Consider the following 19,346-nt stretch of genomic DNA (forward strand, 5'->3'; position numbering starts at 1 on the left):
GGTGCAGAACGCGTTGTGTCGTGCGCAGGTTGCTGCCTGCCTGGGGGTTGCGGCGCACTTCTCGACAACAACCGAGCCGGCCATCGTGGCCATGCCTACGGGTACTGGGAAGAGCGCAGCAATGTCGCTCCTGCCCTTCGTTCTTCCGGCGCGCCGCGTGTTGCTGGTGACGCCGTCGCGCCTGCTCCGTGCTCAGCTCGCGGCTGAGCTTTCAGACCTGCAGATCTTGCGCCGCGTCGCAGCGGTGTCAGCCTGCGTTCCACCTCCAAAGTCGTCGAGGTCGAACGCAGGCTTCGTACCACTGATTCCTGGAATGACCTGATAAGTGCCGACGTCGTGGTCGGTACGCCGAACGTCCTGTCACCGTCGTACGACGAGATTGCGCAGCCTCCTGCTGACTTGTTCGATCTGGTGATCTTTGACGAGGCCCACCACACTCCGGCCGCAACGTACTCAGTCTTGATTGACGCGTTTCAAACGTCGCAGTCGTGCTGTTCACTGCGACCCCCTTCCGGCGGGATCGCCATCCTCTGCCGGGAACGCCGGCGTACGTCTACGGATTGGCGCAGGCGCTCGAAGAGGAGGTCTTGACTCCGGTCAGCGCAGGGCACCTCGTCATGGAATGCTGCCGGTGTTCGAGGGACTGGATGACTGGATTCCGCGGTCCGACCGCGAGGTGCTGTGCGATGCGCTCGAGAAGGGAGCGATCGAGCTCGAACGATTGACGCTCGAGGAAGGTCCTGTGCGCAGCCGGGTCGCGATGGACCATGTCGAGGATCGCTGGAAGCCGTCAAGCCCGCTGTTCCGCGCCGCTAACGCTGTCCTCAGGTACTGGGAGACCCACGGGTTCTCACCGTCGCGGCGGCGGCAGTGGTCCGGGATGGTCGGCTGCTGGTCGTCAGTAAGCAAGCGGCCCCGAGCATCTTCAACCTGCCCGGTGGGAAACCTGAACCAGGGGAGAGCCTTCTTGGAGCTCTGCGTCGTGAACTGCAGGAAGAGTTGTCGGTCGGCCCCAGTGATGTCACTCCGTTCACCGTCGTCGAGGCGCTGGCGGCCATCGAAGCCGTACCGATGCGGATGACGGTCTATCTGGCAGAACTCGACGGTGTGGCGTCGCCGGGAGCGGAGCTTGCCGCAATGGGCTGGACGAGCGGCCGCAACGATGGGATTCAACTTGCTCCGGCTGTCCGTGACCACGTCATCCCGGCGCTGGTCGATGCCGGCCTCCTGGTGCACTGAACCATCGGCTGCTGTCGCTTCGCTCGGCTGAGCACCATAGAAACTTGGATACCTTATCTGCAAGGGGTTCAAGCCCCGCAGCTGCAGGTCTACGGCTGCTGGGTGAGGGCGAGAACTTCGTTGATGTGAAGGGATAGTTCGTTGGGGTTCATTGGTGGTAGTCGCATGGACCATCGGTAGAACACGGGAGCTAGGAGCAGCTCGGTGGTGCGTGGGGGGAAGGGTACGTCGGCGTCTCGCAGTAGCTGGTGGATTTCGTTCAGCTGTGGTTTCAGCAGGCGTTCGCGATACTCGCGGGCGGTCAGCTCATCGAGCTGGATCGCGGCGGCCAGAGTACGCAGCAAGGTGGCGTTCGGCTCGGTTGTCATCTCCTCGACTGCGGCCTCCAGCAGTTGTCGGAGCCGCTCCGGCAGGCTCTCGTCTGGCGGGGTCGGTGCCGCGTCGGCCTTCGACCGGGCGAGGAGTGCGTCGAAGAGGATCGCCGGCACTGACTGCCAGGACCGGTAGAGCGTCTGCTTGCCGACACCGGCCTCGGCAGCGATGCCCTCCATGGTCAGCGCCGATGGCCCGCGCCGCATCGCCAGTTCGAGGACGGCAGCGTGGACCCGCGCCACAGTACTGGGACGTGCCATGACGGCCACCCTACATTGAGACGGTGCGTCTCGATTGTGGTTTACTGCGGCGTATGACTGATCAGCGAACCTTCCTCATCACCGGCGCCGGCCGGGGACTGGGACTGGCCCTGACCACCGCGGCGCTCGCCGCCGGCCACCGCGTTGCAGCCACTACTCGCACCGGCGAGGGAGCTGTTCAGCACGAACGGCTCGTCACGTACGCCCTCGACGTGCGGGACAGAGACGCCTGCCGCGCAGTGGTACGGCGGGTGGCTGATGACTTCGGCGGTGTGGATGTGCTCATCAACAATGCCGGGTACGGGCTGGTCGGGGCGATCGAAGAACTGACCGAATCAGAAGTGCGGAAACTGCTCGACACGGACTTGCTCGGCCCGATGTGGCTGACGCAGGCGGCAGTTCCGGTGATGCGGGCTCAACGAACTGGTCACATCGTGCAGATCTCGTCGGTCGGCGGAGTCGGCGCGATGCCCTTCTTCGGGCTCTACAACGCCGCGAAATGGGGGCTGGAAGGGTTCAGCGAGGCGTTGGCTGGAGAGGTGGCGCCGTTCGGCGTCCGCGTGACGATCGCGGAGGTTGGCGCCATGGACACCGAATGGGCCACTGGCAGTATGCGTTTCAGTGCGCCGGTCACTGAGTACGACGAGGGCCGAAAGCAAATCCTTGGCGTGTCAGAGGTGCCATGGGTCACCGAGCCGGGCGTCACTGCCGGCGACGGCGCATCGCCGGCGGAGATCGCTGACCGCCTGTTGCAGCACATCACCGCACCGGCGGACGGTCGGCTGCGGCTCATGCTGGGCGACGACGCTCCTGGGCAGATTGCCACGGTCATGCAGCGTCGCCACGACGAGTATTCATTGGACCCGCGCTTCGTTGTTGGGTAGCCATTTGTTGCGTTGGGCGCAGCTGCGGGCGAGGTCGATGACGCTCGCGATGGCGGGCGACGGATCGTGTGCGGCCCACAGGATGGAGAGTTCGGCCGTTATCGGCGGATCGACGACGTCACGAGAGACGATGCCGGCGCTGGTCTTCGCGGCGTGCTCGGCGAACGACGCCGGGGCCAGGCCGACCTCGCGCCCGCCGGCGAGCCTGGGGAGCATGGCGCTGATCGGTGGTTCGTCGAATGCGCAGATGTCGGGTACGAAGCCCGCCTCGTCGCACGCGGCGACGATGCTGTCGTAGTACGCCGGGGCGAGGCGGCGGGGGAACAGCAGCAGCGTCTCGTCGCGCAACTCCGGCACCGGGATTCTCGGTACGGCAGCGAGCCGGTGGCGAGCGCTCAGGACAGCGGCGACGGGCTCTTCGCGGAGCAACTCGCCGTCGACCCCGTCGAGGAGCTGCGGTGACAGGGCGAGGCCGACGTCCAGGTCGCCGGCCCGAAGCCGTTCGGGAATTTCGGCGCTGAAGACCTCTCGTGCGTCGACCATGAAGTCGGGGTGGACTTCCCGGAGCGCGTCGAGGAGCACCGACAGCGTGTCGAAGCTGGTCACCGGTGTGTAGCCCAACCGAATCGTGGTCGCGATCCCTGCACCGGCCAGCCGGGTGAGCCGCACCGCCTGCTCCAGCGCGGCCAGTGCCACCGGCGCCTCGCGCGCCAGCGTCCGCCCCGCGGCGGTGAGTTGCACGCTCCGGCTCGACCGCACGAACAGCGGTGTTCCGAGCGTGTCCTCGAGTTTGCGGATCTGGTGGCTCAGGGAGGGCTGCGAGATGTACACGCGCGTGGCCGCACGGCCGAAGTGGAGTTCCTCGGCGACGGCGAGAAAGTAGCGCAGGAGACGGGGACTCGTATCGATAGACAGATCCTATCGTTCGGCGCCGGGACAAGTCTTGGACGCCTGCGGATCGGCCTCCATAGGGTCGTTCTCAGGCAGAAATCCATGACACCGAAGGAAGTAATGTGACGCGTACCGCCAAGGCCGGACTCGATGCACTGCTCACCCCCGAGGAGAGCGTCCTGGTGCTGATCGACCACCAGCCCTTCCAGGTCGCCAATCTCAACAGCCACGAACCGACCCTGATCGTGAACAACGTCGTCGGCCTGGCCAAGCTCGCAAAGGTGTACGGCGTACCGACCGTGCTGACCACGGTGATCGAGGAACGTGGCGGCCACCTGATCAAGGCCATCCAGGATGTGTTCCCGGACCAGACCCCGATCAACCGCACCGCCATCAACACCTGGGAGGACCGGCGCGTGGTCGACGCCGTGGAGAAGACCGGGCGCAAGAAGCTGATCTTGGCCGGGCTGTGGACCGAGATCTGTGTCGCCATGCCCGCCCTCCAGGCGCTGGACGAGGGCTACGACGTCTTCGTCGTCACCGACGCCAGCGGTGGAGTCACCGCGGAGGCGCACGACATGGCGGTACGCCGGATGGAGCGGGCCGGCGTGGTGCCCATCACCTGGATGGTCGCGTCGGCGGAGTGGCAGCGGGACTGGGCGCGCGAATCGACGGCGACCGTGATCGGGCCGGTGCTCCAGGAGCACGGTGGCGCCACCGGGGTCGCCCTGGCGTGGGAGCTGCAGCTGCTGGCCACACCCGTCGACGGAGCTGGTGTGTCGCGCTGACCTGCATCAGAACCAACGTCTGGCAGCACCGAAAGGAAAGCCATGGGCTACATCACCGCCGGGGCTGAGAACAGCACGCCGGTCGAGCTGTATTACGAAGACCAGGGTGCGGGGCAACCGGTCGTCCTCATCCACGGCTACCCGCTGGACGGGCACAGCTGGGAGCGTCAGACCCGCGAGCTCCTCGCGTCCGGGTACCGGGTCATCACGTACGACCGGCGCGGTTTCGGGCAGTCGTCGAAGGTCGGCTCCGGTTATGACTACGACACGTTCGCCGCGGACCTGAACGCGGTCCTGGAAGCGCTGGACCTGCGCGACGTGGTGCTGGTCGGCTTCTCGATGGGCACGGGAGAGCTTGCCCGGTACGTCGCACGGTACGGCCATGAGCGAGTGGCGAAGCTCGCGTTCCTCGCCTCGCTCGAACCGTTCCTCGTTGCCCGCGACGACAACCCCGACGGGGTTCCTCAAGAGGTGTTCGACGGCATCTCCGCGGCCGCGAAGGGAGACCGGTACGCCTGGTTCACCCGCTTCTACTCGGACTTCTACAACCTGGACGAGAACCTCGGCTCGCGGATCAGCCCCGAGGCCGTCACCGCGAGCTGGAACGTCGCGATCGGAAGTGCGCCGGTCGCCGCGTACGCGGTCGTGCCGTCCTGGATCGAGGACTTCCGTGGTGATGTCGAGGCAGTGCGTGCCAGCGGCAAGCCGGCGCTGATCCTGCATGGTACGAAGGACAACATCCTTCCCGTCGACGCCACCGGCCGGCGCTTCCATGCGGCGTTTCCCGAGGCCGAGTATGTCGAGATCGAGGGTGCGCCCCACGGTCTGCTCTGGACCCACGCGGACGAGGTGAACGCTGCGCTGAAGACCTTCCTCGGCAAGTAGTTCCGCACCCTCGGCTCGGTGACCTGCTGGTCACCGAGCCGATGAGTGTTGTCAGCTGGTCGCCAGTTCGGCCTTCGGGGGTTCGACTGCGGTGAGGCCACCGTCCACGGGGATGACGGCGCCGTTGACGTACGAGCCGCTGGGTCCGGCGAGGAAGGCAATGACCTCGGCGATGTCCTCCGGCTGGGCGACGCGGCGCAGTGGGATGAGTGGGTTGTACCGATCGAGCCATTCGGCCGGAGCGCTGGTGTACACCGGACCGGGCGCGACCGCGTTGACGCGCACGCCGGCCGGCCCGAACTCGGCGGCCCAGGCTCGGGTGAGCGAGTTCACTGCCCCTTTGGTGGCGGCGTAGACCGCGTTGTAGATGTCGCCGAGTGTCGCGGCTCCGCTGCTGACGTTGATCACGCTGCCGCCGCCCCGCTCGGCCATCTTGGAGGCCAGGGTGGCGGTCAGTACGTAGACCGCCCGCAGGTTGCCGTCGAGCATCGCGTCGTACTGCTCGGGGGTGATGCTGACGCTGGGCCCGAAGCTTGCTGCCGCGGCGTTGTTCACCAGCACGTCCACCTCGCCGGCTTCCTTGGCCAGCCGAATCACGTCCTCCTGGCTGGTCAGGTCGGCGGCGATGAAGCGGGCCGTACCGCCGCCGGACTGGATCTGCTGGACCACCTCGGCGCCACGTCCGGCGTCGCGGCCGGTCACCACGACGCTCGCGCCCCGCGCGGCCAAGGCGATCGCTGTCGCCCGGCCGATGCCGGAAGTGGAACCGGTGATCAGGGCTGTCTTGCCGGCCAATTCGCTCATCTCGAACTCCTTCTCTAGACGGTGCTGTCGGCAACCAAGCCGGCCGGCGCATTATTCCGTACCGATCGGTGCAGAAGTACGGTAGCAATTACGGATCGATCGGTACGCAATTGGTAAGCTGGATCACATGGACAGCAAACGGAGCGCACCGGTCGGCCGGCCCCGGGGCTTTGACGCCGATGAGGCGCTCGAGAAGGCGATGACGGTGTTCTGGCAGAACGGGTACGAGGGCGCGAGTCTGCCCGCGCTGACCAGCGCCATGGGGATCAGTCGTACGAGCATGTACGCGGCGTTCGGCAACAAGGAAGACCTGTTCCGCAAGGCGCTGATCCGCTACGCCGACGGCCCGGCCTCGTACGGCGTGGAGGCGGTTGCCGAGCCGACTGCGCAGCGGGTGGCCACGGTCTTCCTGCACGGCGCTGTCCGCAGTGCCACCCTGCCGGGCTACCCGACCGGATGCCTCAGCCTGCGGGCCGCCCTGATCGGAGGCGAGGACGCGCAGGCGATCCGCAACCTGCTGGCCGCCTGGCGTGACGAGACCAGGGCCCTGTTGACGAAGCGCTTCCGGCGGGCCGTCAACGAGCACGATCTGCCCGCGAAGACCGATCCGGCGTTGCTGGCGAGGTACGTCATGACGATCGGCAACGGAGTCGCAGTACAGGCGGCCGGCGGCGCCAAACGTGCCGACCTGCGGCTGATCGTCGACGCCGTCCTGCAGAACTGGCCGCCTGCTCTCGCCCGGGTGCCGAAGAAGCATCTGGCCTAGTACTTTCGGCCGGGGTGTGAACCAGTCGCGCGCTGGATGTGGGATGACGGCCCGGATCGGCAGAGTGAAGGCCGTCAGAAGACGTGTGTGGGCTGGAGGGAAGTCAGGATGCGAAAGGTCGTGACCATCGCCGTCGCTGTTGCCGCAATGGCAGCCGCAACGGTCCCGGGGGTTTCGCGAGCGAGGACGGTGACCGCTGCGGAGACCGCGACACCACAGCAGGGCATCAAGTGGGGCGAGTGCGACAAGGACGTCGGTGACGGAGTGCCGTTGCCCGCGGGAATGCAGTGTGGGACGTTGAAGGTCCCGTTGGACTACCAGAAGCCCGCGGGTCGCACGATCGACATCGCGGTCTCGCGGCTGCCCAGCAAGAACCCGGAGAAGCGCCGCGGCATCATGCTGACCAACCCAGGTGGTCCGAGCCCGGGGCTCGGCTATCTGGCATTCCTGGCGGCGGTGAAGATGCCACAGGCCGTGCTGGACAGCTACGATCTCATCGGCTTCGACCCGCGGGGCATGGGCCGGAGTACGCCGGTGAAGTGCGATTTGACCGCGGAGCAGCAGTTCTTCGGCAACATCCCGCCGTACGCGCGGAACGCGGGCGATGTCGCGAAGCGGGCCGAGCAGTCCCGGCAGATCGCCGCACAGTGCGCGGCCTCGGACACGGCCTGGATGCTGCCGTACGTCAGTGCCAAGAACACGGCGCGCGACATGGACAGCATCCGGACCGCGCTGGGCGAGCAGAAGGCGTCGTACCTTGGGGCGTCCTGGGGTACGTACCTGGGCTCCGTGTACGCGACGATGTTCCCGCAGCGTACGGACCGGGTCGTGTTGGACAGCAACCTCGGTCCGGCCGGGTGGGACTACGAGAGTCAGCGGTTGTGGTCGCAGGGCGTCGACGACCGGTTCCCCGACTTTGCGAAGTACGTCGCCGCCAACTACCGCGAGTACGGTCTCGGCCGGACTGCGGCACAGGTGAAGGCAACGTACTTGCGGCTGGCCGCGCGCCTGGACAGGACGCCGGTCAAGGGCCCGGACGTCGTGTGGGACGGGGCCTTGTTCCGGCTGATCACGTTCGGCTACTCGTACGGCGCCACGCAGCTGCCCACCCTGGCCGGGGTCTTCAAGGCCCTTGAGGCGAACCAGCCGCCTCCGCCGCTGCCCGCGGGCGAGACCGCCAAGGCGAAGGCAGGCAGTGTGGACAACCTGATCTCCGCCCGGTACTACATGATCTGCAACGACTCGCACTGGCCGACGTCGCTGAATTCGTACCAGCGGAACGTCGCGATCGACCGGGTCCGGCACCCACTGTTCGGTGCGGCCGGGGCCAACATCAACCCGTGCGCGTACTGGCCGAAGCCGGTGGAAGAGCCGGTGAAGGTCGGCAGCAACGGCCCGGCGAACGTGCTGATGGTTCAGAACCTCCGCGACCCGGCGACGCCGCTGGCCGGCGCGAAGCAACTGCGGAAGGCGTTCGGCGACCGAGCGCGGATGGTGACGGCCGACCAGGGCGGGCACGGTGTGTACCTGTTGAACAAGAACCAGTGCGCGAACACGGCCGCGACGTCGTTCCTTCTGACCGGCCAGTTGCCGGCGCGCGACTACCACTGTTCCGCGGACGCAACACCCCGCTGACCGGTTTCGTGATGTGATGGTTGTTCCGCACGTCGAGGAAGGACGAGGTGCCCGGTGATCCGAAGGTCCTTGGGTCGCATCCTGGTTGTCCTCGAGGTCGTGGCGCTTGTGGGCTTCAACGGTGACGAAGCGGTACGCCGGTTGGTGCTGCGCGACCAGGTCACGCCGGGCGGTGTGGTGTTCTTCGGCACCGGCGTGGTGATCAGCGCGTTGGTACTGCTGCGGCGCCGGTATCCGGGAGCGATCGGGGAGCTCATCGCGTCCGCATTCGCGCTCTCGCTGATCTGCAGCGTGGCCGGCTTCTTCGTGAAGCCGGCCGCGCCGTTCGGTGGTGACGCCGAGACGCTCGCGCTGGCCGTGCTGATCGGAGCCGGTTGCCATCGGCTACGGTCTGTACCGGCGGCCGTGGTCGTGATCGTCGGCGGACTGGCGATCGTCACGGCGCCGATGCTGCGCTACGGCAGGAATTCGACCACGCTCACCCTCGCGGTGCTGTGGACCATCCTGTGGGGCTGCAGCGTCGCGATCGGGCTGATGCTGCGGGACGCCGACGCCCGGCGCGAGGCGGCGCTGGTGGCGGCGCGGAACCGGGAGCGGCTCGCGCTGGCCCGGGAGCTGCACGACCTGGTCGCCCACCACATCACGGGGGTGGTGGTCCGGACCCAGGCAGCCCAGGTGGTACTTGCCGAAGGCCCCGAACAGGAGTTGTTACGTGAGATCGAGGGCGCCGGCGCCGAGGCGCTGGCGGCGGTACGGCGGCTGGTGACGATGCTGCGGAGTCCCGAGCAGACCGTTCCACTCACCTCCGGTGGGCTGGTGGGGGCTGTGCAGTCGGCTGTCGATGGTCACGCCAACGTCGACCTGCGGCTGGCGCCGGGCCTGGAGGAGCTGCCGGTCGCGCCGGAGACAGTGTCGACCGTGCATGGCGTCGTCCTCGAGTCGCTGACGAATGCCTGCAAGCATGCGCCGGACGCGCGGAAGGTCACGGTCGCGGTGGAGCCGACGGTCAGGCAGGGCAAGGTCCTGCTTCGCGTCGAGGTCTGGAACGACGGGCTCCGGCCGGGACGTACGCGGCGATCCGCCGGTGGTTATGGGCTGATCGGCATGGGGGAGCGGATCGATGCACTGGGCGGCACGCTGACGGCGGGTGAAGCGGACGACGACGAGGAACGCGGCTGGCGTGTGCTCGCGGAGCTCCCACTGCCTGGTGGGGTGGCTGCGGAATCAGACAAAGGAACGAAGCCGTGACACCGCGGACCGTGCGGGTTCTGCTCGCGGACGACCAGGCGCTGGTGCGTACCGGCTTCCGGCTGATCCTCCAGCGCGAGCCCGACATCGAGGTCGTCGGCGAGGCCGAGGACGGGAGGCAGGCGGTCACGCTTGCTCGTGAGCTGCGGCCGGACGTCACGCTGATGGACATCCGGATGCCGCAGCTGGACGGAATCAGCGCGACTCGCTTGCTCGCCGGACCGGAGGTGGCCGAGCCGCTGCGCGTACTGGTGGTCACGACCTTCGACCTCGACGAGCTCGTCCACGAAGCCCTGCGCGCCGGCGCACGTGGCTTCCTGCTGAAGGACGCCGGCCCGCGGCTGCTCGTGGAGGCCGTGTACGCCGCCGCGAACGGTGAGTCCTTGGTGTCGCCGTCGATCACGACGCGGCTGCTGCAGCACTTCAGTACGCCGAGCGGCAAAACCCGCCGCGCCGCGCCGCCGCTGACCGAACGCGAACTCGAGGTGACGCGGGCGGTCGCGCGCGGGCGGACCAACGCCGAGATCACCGGCGAACTGCAGATCTCGCTGTCGACGGTGAAATCCCACCTGGCCTCGATCCAACGCAAGATCCAGGCCCGCAACCGCACCGAAGTCGCCGTCTGGGCCTGGGAATCAGGCACCGTACGCTGAACCGACCGACGCCACACACCCACGGGCTGGTCGTAGCGTTACTTGACCCGAAGTAGCCTGAACCCGAGGAGGGCAGATGCACGACGGCACGTTGCAGGAGCGCGCCCGTCCGCACCTGGACGTGTGGAAGGTCGCGGCCAAGGTCTTTCTGATCGTCACCGACGATGATCCTGACGCGCGGGTCATCACCGTCAAGGTCGAGCCGCAGCGCGGTGCCGTCTTGCGTCGTGACCACGAGTCGATCACCGTCGGCCGGTTGCCGGGGAAGGGCAGGCCGGCATGAGTTCGCTGTTCGAGCTGGACGACGCGTCGCGCCCGTTGGCCGACCGGTTGCGGCCGCAGACGCTCGAGGACGTCGTCGGGCAGGACCAGTTGCTCGCACCGGACGCGCCGATCGGGCGCATGATCGCGGCGCACCGGCTGGTCTCGATGGTCCTGTGGGGCCCGCCCGGCTGTGGGAAGACGACGATCGCGCGGCTGCTCGCCGAGCGGACCGGCCTCGTCTTCGAAGCACTCTCGGCGACGTTCTCCGGGGTCGCCGATCTCCGCAAGGTGTTCCAGACTGCCCAGCAGCGCCGTGAGATCGGGCAGGGCACGCTGCTGTTCGTGGACGAGATCCACCGGTTCAACCGCGCTCAGCAGGACTCCTTCCTGCCGTACGTCGAAGACGGCACCATCGTGCTTGTCGGGGCGACCACCGAGAACCCCAGCTTCGAGCTGAACGCCGCGCTGCTGTCGCGGTGCCAGGTGCTCGTCCTCAAACGTCTCGACGACGTCGCCCTCACCACGCTCATCGGCCGGGCAGAGGACGTACTCGGCACGCCGCTGCCGCTGGATGCCGACGCTCGGCAGGCGCTCATCGCCATGGCCGACGGCGACGGCCGGTACCTGCTCAACATGATCGAGCAAGTGCAGTCCCTGCCCGGTCCGATCGACGCGGCAGCGCTGGCCGACGCCGTACAGAAGCGAGCCCCGCTGTACGACAAGTCGCAAGAGGGCCACTACAACCTGATCTCCGCGCTGCACAAGTCGATGCGCGGCTCCGACCCGGATGCCGCCCTGTACTGGCTGGCACGCATGCTCGAGGGCGGCGAGGATCCGCTCTACATCGCACGCCGCCTCGTCCGGTTCGCCAACGAGGACATCGGTATCGCCGACCCGCAAGCAGTGCAGCAGACCCTCGCCGCCTGGGACGTCTACGAACGACTCGGCTCACCCGAAGGCGAACTCGCCATCGCCCAGGCCGTTGTCTACCTCGCCACGGCACCCAAGTCGATCGCGGTGTACCGCGGGTTCGCCAACGCCCGTGTGGCCGCGAAACAGACCGGGTCGCTGATGCCACCTCCGCACATCCTCAATGCCCCGACCCGCCTGATGAAGGACCTCGGCTACGGCAAGGGCTACCAGTACGACCCGGACACCCAGGACGGATTCTCCGGCGCCGACTACTTTCCCGAGGACATGCCGCGCCAGACCTTCTACGAACCGACCACCAACGGGTACGAACGAACCATCACCGACCGCCTCGCCGAACTCGCCCGCCTCCGAACCGTCAAAACAACCCCACCTCCAAGCACAGACGAACGGGCCGATCCGCGGAACAGGTAACGGGAGCTGCCGGTCGCGAATCGAGCTGGGGGACCGCCGTGTGGCGGGATCAGTCGGCGCGGAGCCCGGTGAGATGGATGCGGACGAAACGACGCCACGGGCCGTCGTCTCCGTCCGGCGAAGCGGCGACCACTCCGCGGATCGCGATGATGAGCGCTTTGATGTCGTCTCCCGTCACATCCTGCGCGAGATAGCCTGCCTCGACCGCCTTCCGCGTCAGCTGCCGGACGTGGTCCGCTGTTCGCGCGCTCACGTCGTCGCCGCTGGGGACGCGGTCGGTCAGCGACGCCGCGTACCGGCGCTTCTCTGCGTGGAAGGTGCCGACGAAGTTCAGAAACCACTCAAGACCGGCGGCCGGATCGGGATTCTCGAGTGCTGTCGACGCGGCCCGATCCAGCTCCTCGACGAAGAACCGCGCGATGGCGTCGAGAAGAGCGTCCTTGCCCGCGAACCGCCGGTAGATGGTGCCGACGCCGAGCCCGGCCCGGGCAGCGATGGCCTCCATGGTCGCCTGCGGTCCCTGCTCGGCAAAGACGGCACGTGCGGCGTCGATGACGATCGCATCGTTGCGCAGGGCATCCCGGCGTGGGCCGCGAGAGGTGGCCGAAGGGCTGGTTCGTGGGTTCATCAGGAGCAGTGTACCAAAACGGAATCTTGATTCCGGTTCATGCTAAAGTGAATTCAGATTCCGTTTTCACCAGGAGGACCTGATCATGAGGACCACGACCGGTTGGCAGAGCCTTGCCCCGACCAGCAACGTACTGACCCGCGTCACCATCGAGCGGCGTGACCTGCGCCCCGACGACCTCGCCGTGCGGGTCGACTACTGCGGCGTCTGCCACAGCGACCTGCACCGCATCCACGGCCTGCTCGGCGAGAAGAACCTCGTCCCCGGCCACGAAGCGACCGGCATGGTCGTCGCCATCGGTCCGGCCGTCACCGGCTTCGCCGTGGGCGATCGGGTCGCCATCGGCACGATCATCGACTCGTGCGGCGAATGCGCCATGTGCCTGGCCGGACAGGAGAACTACTGCTACAACCGCCCGACCACCACCTACGGCGGCACCGACCGCATCGACGGCACCCCGACCAAGGGCGCCTACAGCCGCGAGTACGTCCTGCGCGAGAAATTCGCCTTCCACCTGCCTGACGCACTCGACCCGGCCGCCGCGGCACCGCTCATGTGCGCCGGTGCGAGTGTCTGGGAGCCGCTGCGCGCCGCCGGTGCCGGACCGGGCAGCCGCGTAGCTGTCGCCGGCCTCGGTGGGCTGGGTCACCTCGCGGTCAAGCTCGCGACCGCGCTGGGAGCCGAGGTCACCGTCCTGAGCCGCAGCACGGCCAAAGAACAGGACGCTCGGAAGCTCGGGGCGAGCGGACTGCTCGTGACCACCGACGAGGCCCAGGTCGCCGCCGCCCGGGGCCGGTTCGATTTCATCATCGACACCATCGCGGCCGACCATGAGCTCTCACCACTGCTCAGCATGCTGGACCTCGACGGGACCCTGTGCGTCCTCGGAAACCCCCTGCTGACCGGGCCGAAGCTCTGGGAGCTGGGCGCCGGCCGAAAGAAGCTCACCTCATCCGGCACCGCGGGACTGCGCCGAACCGTGGAACTGCTCGAGTTCTGCGCCGAGCATGGCATCACGGCTGATGTCGAAACCCTCCCCTCAAGCGAGATCGAAACCGCCCTGAACCGCCTTGCGGCCGGCGACGTTCGGTACCGGCTCGTCCTGGACCTGTCCGACCTCGACAGGTAGGCGAACCTGTCGCAGGGTGTGTCGGTCGAGGGCGTCTCGGTCAGGTCTGCCTCTACGGTGTCGCCGTTTGGGGCGATCCGTCGGGTCTTGGGTACCGGCGGTTCGGTGCGGCCTGCGAGGGTGTTCGCGATCAGTGCGGCGATGGCATCACACGCCTGGACGAGGAGGGCGATCCAGTTGGCCGTCTTCTCGTCGTAGGCACCGATGATCCGTACGAGGCGGTCGACGGCCTCGTCTACGGCCGGCGTGATCGTGGTGTGTGGGTGCCGCTCGGTGTGATGGGTGTATGTGTCGATAGGCGGACGAGCCCTGGGGTGCGGTGGCTGGTGTCCGGGTCTTCACAGGCCCGAGGCTCGTAGGACGTGCTGGATCTCGGGGTCGCTGGCGGTGACGACGAGGCGGCATCGGGCCGTCCATGAGCGTCGTTGGGCCACGTCGATCAGGTGTGGCAGGTCGGCGTCGTCGGCGATGGCGTGCACGGCCTCGAGGTCCAGTACCACCACGTCGGTCGCGAGTTCGAACGCTTCCAGCAGCCGTTCTCGGGCAGCGATCGCGGAACCGCTGGTCAGTGCACCGTGGACCGTGACCCGGGCGGATCCGTCCGCGGCTTCGAGGCTGACCCATGAAGCCGCGCCGTTGGGGCCATCACCGGTTCCATCCGTCGACAACTGTCTGTGCCCTCCGGTCGCAGCGGCTGAGACTCACCTTCGACCCGGCCGAGTCATGCCGATTCCACGATCATAGATCGGCCGCCTTACCCGGAAGCTCTTCCGCCTCCGGGGTGTCCTGACGGGTTTGGGACTCGTCGCCTGTTGCCTCGCGGCGTACGAGGAACGCGAGCATCAGGTCGCCCTTGGACGGGAACTGCCGGTAGAAGGTCGCTTTTGCGACGCCGGACTTCGCGATCACCTCGTCGATGCGGCTGGGCGCTACTGAGCGAGTGATCGCCGGAAGGTGATCGCTGCCACGTCACGACGGAGGCTGCCCGGTACGCGATGAATGCGTACGGTTATGAACGGGTGGACGATGGGACTTGTCCGGTGCTGAGCGAGAGGGGCGCGTGTGTCCGAGGAGTCCATTGCGGAGGTCTTCGCTCGGCTGGCTGTTGAGTTGCACGATGTGGATGGTTTGGAAGAAACCATCGAGGCGGTCGTGGAGTTCGCGTGCCAGGCTGTTGGGTGTGACCATGCCGCGGCCGCTCTGATCGGCACCGACGGGCACGCCGAAGTACTGGCGATGACGAATCCGAAGCTTTCTGAGCTGTTTCGGGTGCAGTTCGAGAGTGGGGAAGGCCCGGTAATGACGGCGATCCGGACGGGCGAGGCGGTGTCGATTCCGCAGGTAGATGCGGAGACCCGCTGGTCTCCGAGCTGGATGAAGCAGATCGCGGCCCTGGGGATTCAGAGCGCGCTGCATCTGCCGCTACTCGTCAGCGGGCGTCCTGGCGCGGTGCTGAGCTTTTACCGCGAGGAGTCGGGCGGATTCGACGAGGGAGACATCGCGGTGGCGCACATCCTCGCTCGGCACGCCACCGTCGCTGTCGGTACCGCGTTGCGGGACGAAAACCTGTCCCGGGCGGTCGATGCGCGCAAGCTGATCGGGCAGGCGATGGGCATTCTGATGGAGCGGTACGGCCTCGACGGCGATCGCGCGTTCGAAGTGCTCAAGCGATATTCCCAGGACAACAACCGGAAGCTGCGGGATGTCGCGCAGGAGCTGATCGACACCCGCAGGCTGCCGGGCTCAAGAGTCCTCGACCAATGACCGCCATCGTCGCGGTCGCCGAGCGACGGGGCCGGAGACGGGGGCCGAGTGGGTCGGTCAGATCGCGGCGTTGGCGGTGACGTCCAGGCCTCGGGTTGCCACTATCTGGGCCCGCCCGTCGGCCAAGCGGTAGCGAAGGCCGACCACCGCGGCTTGCCCGGCAGCGACGCGTTCGGCGAGTACCTTTGAGCGGTCCAGGAGTAGGTCGACGGTGTGTTTGACGTGCTCGACGAGGATGTCGTCCGGCTCGACATGGCCGGCGGCGCGGGCCGCGAGGACGCTCGGCGTCACCCGCTCGACAACGTCGCGTACGTATCCGGAGGGCGGTAGCCCGTGCTCCACCGCGGAGCAGGCGGCCGCGACGGCGCCGCATGAGTCGTGGCCGAGGACAATCACCAGTGGGCAGTTCAGCAGGTCTACGCCGTACTCGATGCTGCCGAGTACCTCGGAGCCGATGACCTGGCCGGCGGTGCGTACGACGAACAGGTCGCCCAGTCCGCGATCGAAGATGATCTCAGCTGCCAGCCGCGAGTCGGAGCACCCGAACAGGACAGCGAATGGATGCTGGACAGGTGCGATCTCCGCGCGCCGGCTCGCGTCCTGGTTGGGGTGTTCGGGCGTACCTGTCACGAATCGCCGGTTGCCCGTCAGCAGCAGCTCGAATGCTTCTTGTGGGGTTGGACTGTCGATCTCGGCCATGGCCGCAGTTTAAGCGGGTCAGGAATCCCGGAAGTCGATCTGCCGGTCGACGACCTGCTCCGCGATCTCGTTCAGGGTCGCGTCCTGCGCGAAGGCGTGGGCGCGCAGCATCGCGAGTGCGTCCTCGACCGAGGCGCCCAGCTGTACGGCCGTCATGCCGGTCGCCTGGTACAGCGCCGACCGATCGTCGAGGGGGAGGTCCGAGGCGTCGCGCAGCAGGACGGCGCCGACCGTGTCGGCCATGAACTGCACTACGTCACCGCCTTCGCGCAGCTCGCCATAGGCGTACACGCTGTAAACGCCGAACGGGCGACCGGCGGGGTGCATCGGAAAGCAGTGCAGTCTGATCGGACCTGTGGCTGCGATCGCTGACCTGGTGAACTCGGGCCACCGCCGACCGAGGTCATCGGTGAGGTCGGCGATCACCGGCTCGTCCCATCGGTACGCGTCCCAGGCCGGGCCTTCGCCGAGCACGTCCTGCAGGCTTTCCAACCGGGCAGCGACCTCATCGGTGCTGACCACGGTCATCCGGCGGCCGGGGTCGTCGGTGCTGACGTTGATCGAACTGCCCTGACCCCCGACCAGTTCTTCACTGGCCGCACAGACACGGTCGGCGAACCGCGGAGAGCCCTGACTGGCGGCGACGAGTTTCCCGAGCCGCCTCAGTACCGCCGCGCGATCCACGTCGGCTCCCTCCATCAAGGCTGAAGCACCACGCTGCGACCGGTGCCCACACCGGCCCGCCGTACACCCGAAGGATCCCGAAGGACAGGATGCGAAGGAACTTGCCTGTGGAGCCGCACGACCTTCTTACGGCCGCCGGTGTAGGTGCTTACGCGATGTCGTACGTGTCGAGTTGGTGTTCGACGAGGTGGAGGCCGGATTGGCCGGGGAGGGTGTCGATCTTGGCGTCGATTCGCTGGGCTGCGGTGCGGCCGTCGGGGCCGCCGAAGAGGTAGGTGAGCAGGTGGCGTACGTCGTCCTCGGGCATGACTGTGGAGCCGACGATGCCCCACTTGTGCTGGAGTGCGAAGCGGGTGATGTGCTGGGCGCGGGTGCTGTGTTCGAGTCGTTGTCTGGCTTGGCTGTTGTAGAAGGCGATGTGACGGGTTTCCTGTTTGGCGATCCGGTGCAGGAGCTCGGTGAGCAATGGATGCTGTTCGACGGCGACGAAGCGCGAGTAGCCGGCGTGCGTACACCATTCGTTGATGGCGCCCCAGGCCATGTGGGTGGCGACGAAGTCGGGGCCGATCGCGTTGGCCAGCAGGGATTGGACGATCGGTGAGACGCGGTCGCGCCAGCCGAGGCGTTTGCGCATCGCCCGGGTGTGCTCGGGTCCGGTCGGGATGTCGTGGAGCTCGAGTACCTGGTCGAGTACTTCGCCGTGCCAGTACTCCTCGTAGTTCCACATCGTCAGGAATGTCGTGATCTCTGGATCTGTGTGCGACGGCGTCACCAGGAGGTCGCGCAGGTAGCAGACCGTGTGCGTCTCGACGTCGCTCATGTAGCGAAGGCAGCTGAGTGCGCCGTCCGACAGCCGATCGTGACGGAAGGCGTCCAGGTCGAGGTCGTCCCACTGGAGCCGTTGCGCCGTGGTCGCGTACGTCGCTACATCGAAGCTCATACTCGGTATTCGGCGCCGATGTCCCGAAGGATGGGTTGCGAAGAGGGTCTGTAGGCCGAGGGTGGCGTCTACGTGGGCTCCGCAGAGGTTGTTGCCGCCATCACCTATTAGTACCCATCCGTGGTGCGGATGGCTCCGAAGAATCAACGAGGCAGCGGAACCCTGGCGGATCGGTCAGGTGTCCGTTGCTCGGCAGAGGCGGATGCGCGACGCCGTACACGTCAACGAAGGGAACACCATGTACCACAGCGGTCTGAACATCGTGATCGGCCTGTACGTCGAGATCAGCTCCCGCTGGAGCGGCGGCCACGGCGGCTGGCACCACGGCCTGCTCGGCATCTTCAACTGATCGACTGAACCGTCCTGAGTGAGCGGGGCGGGATGTGCCGCACGGCGCACCCGCCCCGCAGCCGTTCCCGCGCGAAGGCGATTCGCCAGGCACGCGACGGCTCTTCCGATTCGCGCTGTCCGGCTGGAAAGTCCAGGCCGAGCTGCCGAACCCGGTGAACTTCGACGCCGCGACCGAGTTGGTGACGCCCGCACATCTTCGCGAAGAGTTCGCGTGCGGTCCGGACGTCGAGCGGCATCTGGAGCTAGCCCGCCCGTTCGCCGATGCCAGCTACGACCACTTGGCCCTGATCAACGCCGGCCCCGACCCCGACGGATTCTTCGACTTCTTTGCCAAGGAACTGGGCCCGGCATTGCGTGACCTGTGACCCTGCATACGCGCGTACGCCGTGGGCACCGACGCGGGACGATCGAGTTGGGAGGAGCCGATGGCGGCGCGTGAGGTGTACGAGTACGGCCGGTCCTGTGCGGTATTCACGGCAGGTCGGGAGCACGACACCATCGAGCGCGGGTGATCCGGGATGCGTACCTATCGCTGGATCTGGGGCGCGGTCGCCGGTGGACTCTTCCTGCCATCGTTGGCGGCCGCGGTGCTGGAGCTGTCGGTCGCGGTTTGGGCGATTCTTGCCTTCGCGGCCGTACCGTTCGGACTGATGCTGGTCGTCGCGACCGACGGGGCAACTTCCGAAAGCCCGCGAGCTCGTCGCCTGCGTGTGCTGAAGTTGACGGCTACCGGCTATCTGGTGACGGTCGCGACGATCGTCCTGATCGGGTTGCTCGGGTCTGGCGCTCTCGTCCTGGTCGGTCTCGTGCTCGCGACCTCGCCGCCGGCGATTCACTGGTACCTGGCCCGCTTCGGGCGCGTACGCCCACAGCTGGCAGCGGTCAGTACGCAAGAGCTGTGCCAGCAGTGGTCGGACAGCTATGAGCAGCTGGCCCGCGCGTCGACGAGCAACGCGCGCCTCCGGGTAGTGATGGCGCGGCAGCACTGTCTGGACGAACTGGAGCGCCGCGACCCGAACGGCTTGCAAGCCTGGCTGGCCTCATCCGCCAGCGCGGGCAGCGACCCGCACCGCTTCCTGACCGACCGCGAATAGGACCTCAAGATTCGCTGGTACGCC

The 19,346-nt window shown here is 67.1% G+C and carries 26 protein-coding genes; 17 read left to right on the plus strand and 9 right to left on the minus strand.

Annotation, left to right across the window (positions count from 1 at the left end; translation table 11 throughout):
* Position 1 precedes the first annotated feature (1 nt).
* From ABD260_RS37665 to ABD260_RS28970, 3 genes are all read left to right on the plus strand, one after another.
* Entirely contained in the window at positions 2 to 322 is a 321-nt protein-coding gene (locus ABD260_RS37665; RefSeq protein WP_425553411.1) for a DEAD/DEAH box helicase, read from the plus strand.
* Positions 322 to 591, plus strand: a complete 270-nt coding sequence (locus ABD260_RS37670) for a DEAD/DEAH box helicase family protein (protein ID WP_425553416.1) — start codon at positions 322 to 324, stop codon at positions 589 to 591. The genes ABD260_RS37665 and ABD260_RS37670 overlap by 1 nt, the downstream gene beginning before the upstream one ends.
* Positions 592 to 831: 240 nt before the next feature.
* Entirely contained in the window at positions 832 to 1,239 is a 408-nt protein-coding gene (locus ABD260_RS28970; protein WP_344238670.1) for an NUDIX hydrolase, read from the plus strand.
* A gap of 89 nt (positions 1,240 to 1,328) precedes the next feature.
* Here ABD260_RS28970 and ABD260_RS28975 read toward each other — a convergent pair whose 3' ends face one another.
* Positions 1,329 to 1,871 carry a TetR/AcrR family transcriptional regulator gene (locus ABD260_RS28975; RefSeq protein WP_344238491.1) on the minus strand — a complete coding sequence of 181 codons (543 nt, stop codon included), beginning with the start codon at positions 1,869 to 1,871 and terminating at the stop codon, positions 1,329 to 1,331.
* Between the two features lie 23 nt (positions 1,872 to 1,894).
* Here ABD260_RS28975 and ABD260_RS28980 point away from each other — a divergent pair, with 23 nt between their 5' ends.
* Positions 1,895 to 2,755, plus strand: a complete 861-nt coding sequence (locus ABD260_RS28980; RefSeq protein ID WP_344238493.1) for an SDR family NAD(P)-dependent oxidoreductase — start codon at positions 1,895 to 1,897, stop codon at positions 2,753 to 2,755.
* Here the strand turns inward: ABD260_RS28980 and ABD260_RS28985 are convergent.
* Positions 2,726 to 3,670, minus strand: a complete 945-nt coding sequence (locus ABD260_RS28985) for a LysR family transcriptional regulator (protein ID WP_344238672.1) — start codon at positions 3,668 to 3,670, stop codon at positions 2,726 to 2,728. The genes ABD260_RS28980 and ABD260_RS28985 overlap by 30 nt on opposite strands.
* A 98-nt stretch (positions 3,671 to 3,768) precedes the next feature.
* Here ABD260_RS28985 and ABD260_RS28990 point away from each other — a divergent pair, with 98 nt between their 5' ends.
* Complete coding sequence (locus tag ABD260_RS28990) at positions 3,769 to 4,434, plus strand: hydrolase (RefSeq protein WP_344238495.1); 666 nt, start codon at positions 3,769 to 3,771, stop codon at positions 4,432 to 4,434.
* Positions 4,435 to 4,476: 42 nt separating this feature from the next.
* Positions 4,477 to 5,319, plus strand: coding sequence for an alpha/beta fold hydrolase (locus ABD260_RS28995; RefSeq protein WP_344238497.1), 843 nt, complete (start codon positions 4,477 to 4,479; stop codon positions 5,317 to 5,319).
* Positions 5,320 to 5,370: 51 nt separating this feature from the next.
* On the opposite strand, the gene ABD260_RS29000 is transcribed toward ABD260_RS28995, so the two are convergent.
* Positions 5,371 to 6,123 (minus strand): SDR family NAD(P)-dependent oxidoreductase, encoded by a 753-nt coding sequence (locus tag ABD260_RS29000; RefSeq protein ID WP_344238499.1) that lies wholly within the window; start codon positions 6,121 to 6,123, stop codon positions 5,371 to 5,373.
* Between the two features lie 127 nt (positions 6,124 to 6,250).
* Between ABD260_RS29000 and ABD260_RS29005 the strand changes: the two genes are divergently transcribed.
* From ABD260_RS29005 to ABD260_RS29030, 6 genes are all read left to right on the plus strand, one after another.
* Positions 6,251 to 6,889 carry a TetR/AcrR family transcriptional regulator gene (locus ABD260_RS29005; RefSeq protein WP_344238501.1) on the plus strand — a complete coding sequence of 213 codons (639 nt, stop codon included), beginning with the start codon at positions 6,251 to 6,253 and terminating at the stop codon, positions 6,887 to 6,889.
* A gap of 108 nt (positions 6,890 to 6,997) precedes the next feature.
* Positions 6,998 to 8,524, plus strand: a complete 1,527-nt coding sequence (locus ABD260_RS29010) for an alpha/beta fold hydrolase (RefSeq protein WP_344238503.1) — start codon at positions 6,998 to 7,000, stop codon at positions 8,522 to 8,524.
* A gap of 54 nt (positions 8,525 to 8,578) precedes the next feature.
* Positions 8,579 to 9,772 (plus strand): sensor histidine kinase, encoded by a 1,194-nt coding sequence (locus ABD260_RS29015; protein ID WP_344238505.1) that lies wholly within the window; start codon positions 8,579 to 8,581, stop codon positions 9,770 to 9,772.
* On the plus strand, positions 9,769 to 10,425 hold the full coding sequence (locus ABD260_RS29020; protein ID WP_344238507.1) for a response regulator: 657 nt from the start codon (positions 9,769 to 9,771) through the stop codon (positions 10,423 to 10,425). The genes ABD260_RS29015 and ABD260_RS29020 overlap by 4 nt, the downstream gene beginning before the upstream one ends.
* Before the next feature lie 76 nt (positions 10,426 to 10,501).
* Positions 10,502 to 10,708 carry an MmcQ/YjbR family DNA-binding protein gene (locus ABD260_RS29025; protein ID WP_344238509.1) on the plus strand — a complete coding sequence of 69 codons (207 nt, stop codon included), beginning with the start codon at positions 10,502 to 10,504 and terminating at the stop codon, positions 10,706 to 10,708.
* Positions 10,705 to 12,033, plus strand: a complete 1,329-nt coding sequence (locus ABD260_RS29030) for a replication-associated recombination protein A (RefSeq protein WP_344238511.1) — start codon at positions 10,705 to 10,707, stop codon at positions 12,031 to 12,033. Before ABD260_RS29025 ends, ABD260_RS29030 begins: the two co-directional genes overlap by 4 nt.
* Positions 12,034 to 12,082: 49 nt before the next feature.
* On the opposite strand, the gene ABD260_RS29035 is transcribed toward ABD260_RS29030, so the two are convergent.
* Positions 12,083 to 12,661 (minus strand): TetR/AcrR family transcriptional regulator, encoded by a 579-nt coding sequence (locus ABD260_RS29035; protein ID WP_344238513.1) that lies wholly within the window; start codon positions 12,659 to 12,661, stop codon positions 12,083 to 12,085.
* Between the two features lie 85 nt (positions 12,662 to 12,746).
* On the opposite strand from ABD260_RS29035, the gene ABD260_RS29040 reads away from it, so the two are divergent.
* Entirely contained in the window at positions 12,747 to 13,790 is a 1,044-nt protein-coding gene (locus ABD260_RS29040; protein ID WP_344238515.1) for an NAD(P)-dependent alcohol dehydrogenase, read from the plus strand.
* A gap of 338 nt (positions 13,791 to 14,128) precedes the next feature.
* Here ABD260_RS29040 and ABD260_RS29045 read toward each other — a convergent pair whose 3' ends face one another.
* Positions 14,129 to 14,458 (minus strand): STAS domain-containing protein, encoded by a 330-nt coding sequence (locus ABD260_RS29045; RefSeq protein WP_344238517.1) that lies wholly within the window; start codon positions 14,456 to 14,458, stop codon positions 14,129 to 14,131.
* Positions 14,459 to 14,528: 70 nt separating this feature from the next.
* Entirely contained in the window at positions 14,529 to 14,699 is a 171-nt protein-coding gene (locus ABD260_RS29050; protein ID WP_344238519.1) for a TetR family transcriptional regulator, read from the minus strand.
* 153 nt (positions 14,700 to 14,852) lie between these two features.
* Between ABD260_RS29050 and ABD260_RS29055 the strand changes: the two genes are divergently transcribed.
* Positions 14,853 to 15,554: a GAF and ANTAR domain-containing protein gene (locus ABD260_RS29055; protein WP_344238521.1), complete on the plus strand. Its 702-nt coding sequence runs from the start codon at positions 14,853 to 14,855 to the stop codon at positions 15,552 to 15,554.
* Between the two features lie 57 nt (positions 15,555 to 15,611).
* Here ABD260_RS29055 and ABD260_RS29060 read toward each other — a convergent pair whose 3' ends face one another.
* From ABD260_RS29060 to ABD260_RS29070, 3 genes are all read right to left on the minus strand, one after another.
* Entirely contained in the window at positions 15,612 to 16,253 is a 642-nt protein-coding gene (locus tag ABD260_RS29060; RefSeq protein ID WP_344238523.1) for a carbonic anhydrase, read from the minus strand.
* Positions 16,254 to 16,271: 18 nt separating this feature from the next.
* A complete protein-coding gene (locus tag ABD260_RS29065; protein WP_344238525.1) occupies positions 16,272 to 16,937 on the minus strand; it encodes a GAF and ANTAR domain-containing protein in 666 nt (221 codons plus the stop codon).
* Between the two features lie 148 nt (positions 16,938 to 17,085).
* Entirely contained in the window at positions 17,086 to 17,877 is a 792-nt protein-coding gene (locus ABD260_RS29070) for a ferritin-like domain-containing protein (protein WP_344238527.1), read from the minus strand.
* Positions 17,878 to 18,055: 178 nt separating this feature from the next.
* Here ABD260_RS29070 and ABD260_RS29075 point away from each other — a divergent pair, with 178 nt between their 5' ends.
* From ABD260_RS29075 to ABD260_RS29085, 3 genes are all read left to right on the plus strand, one after another.
* A complete protein-coding gene (locus ABD260_RS29075) occupies positions 18,056 to 18,226 on the plus strand; it encodes a hypothetical protein (RefSeq protein ID WP_344238529.1) in 171 nt (56 codons plus the stop codon).
* 34 nt (positions 18,227 to 18,260) lie between these two features.
* Positions 18,261 to 18,593 (plus strand): LLM class oxidoreductase, encoded by a 333-nt coding sequence (locus ABD260_RS29080; RefSeq protein WP_344238531.1) that lies wholly within the window; start codon positions 18,261 to 18,263, stop codon positions 18,591 to 18,593.
* Between the two features lie 153 nt (positions 18,594 to 18,746).
* Entirely contained in the window at positions 18,747 to 19,322 is a 576-nt protein-coding gene (locus tag ABD260_RS29085; protein ID WP_344238533.1) for a hypothetical protein, read from the plus strand.
* Positions 19,323 to 19,346 lie beyond the last annotated feature (24 nt).

Source organism: Kribbella hippodromi (assembly GCF_039531045.1).
Classification (GTDB): domain Bacteria; phylum Actinomycetota; class Actinomycetes; order Propionibacteriales; family Kribbellaceae; genus Kribbella; species Kribbella hippodromi.

Bases quoted from the DNA above. Each gene is read 5' to 3' on its own strand.
- ABD260_RS29040 (WP_344238515.1), top strand. From the start codon at position 12,747: ATGAGGACCACGACCGGTTGGCAGAGCCTTGCCCCGACCAGCAACGTA.
- ABD260_RS29070 (WP_344238527.1), bottom strand. From the start codon at position 17,877: ATGAGCTTCGATGTAGCGACGTACGCGACCACGGCGCAACGGCTCCAG.
- ABD260_RS28975 (WP_344238491.1), bottom strand. From the start codon at position 1,871: ATGGCACGTCCCAGTACTGTGGCGCGGGTCCACGCTGCCGTCCTCGAA.
- ABD260_RS29085 (WP_344238533.1), top strand. From the start codon at position 18,747: ATGCGTACCTATCGCTGGATCTGGGGCGCGGTCGCCGGTGGACTCTTC.
- ABD260_RS29005 (WP_344238501.1), top strand. From the start codon at position 6,251: ATGGACAGCAAACGGAGCGCACCGGTCGGCCGGCCCCGGGGCTTTGAC.
- ABD260_RS29035 (WP_344238513.1), bottom strand. From the start codon at position 12,661: ATGAACCCACGAACCAGCCCTTCGGCCACCTCTCGCGGCCCACGCCGG.
- ABD260_RS29000 (WP_344238499.1), bottom strand. From the start codon at position 6,123: ATGAGCGAATTGGCCGGCAAGACAGCCCTGATCACCGGTTCCACTTCC.
- ABD260_RS29010 (WP_344238503.1), top strand. From the start codon at position 6,998: ATGCGAAAGGTCGTGACCATCGCCGTCGCTGTTGCCGCAATGGCAGCC.
- ABD260_RS29060 (WP_344238523.1), bottom strand. From the start codon at position 16,253: ATGGCCGAGATCGACAGTCCAACCCCACAAGAAGCATTCGAGCTGCTG.
- ABD260_RS28995 (WP_344238497.1), top strand. From the start codon at position 4,477: ATGGGCTACATCACCGCCGGGGCTGAGAACAGCACGCCGGTCGAGCTG.
- ABD260_RS29025 (WP_344238509.1), top strand. From the start codon at position 10,502: ATGCACGACGGCACGTTGCAGGAGCGCGCCCGTCCGCACCTGGACGTG.
- ABD260_RS29030 (WP_344238511.1), top strand. From the start codon at position 10,705: ATGAGTTCGCTGTTCGAGCTGGACGACGCGTCGCGCCCGTTGGCCGAC.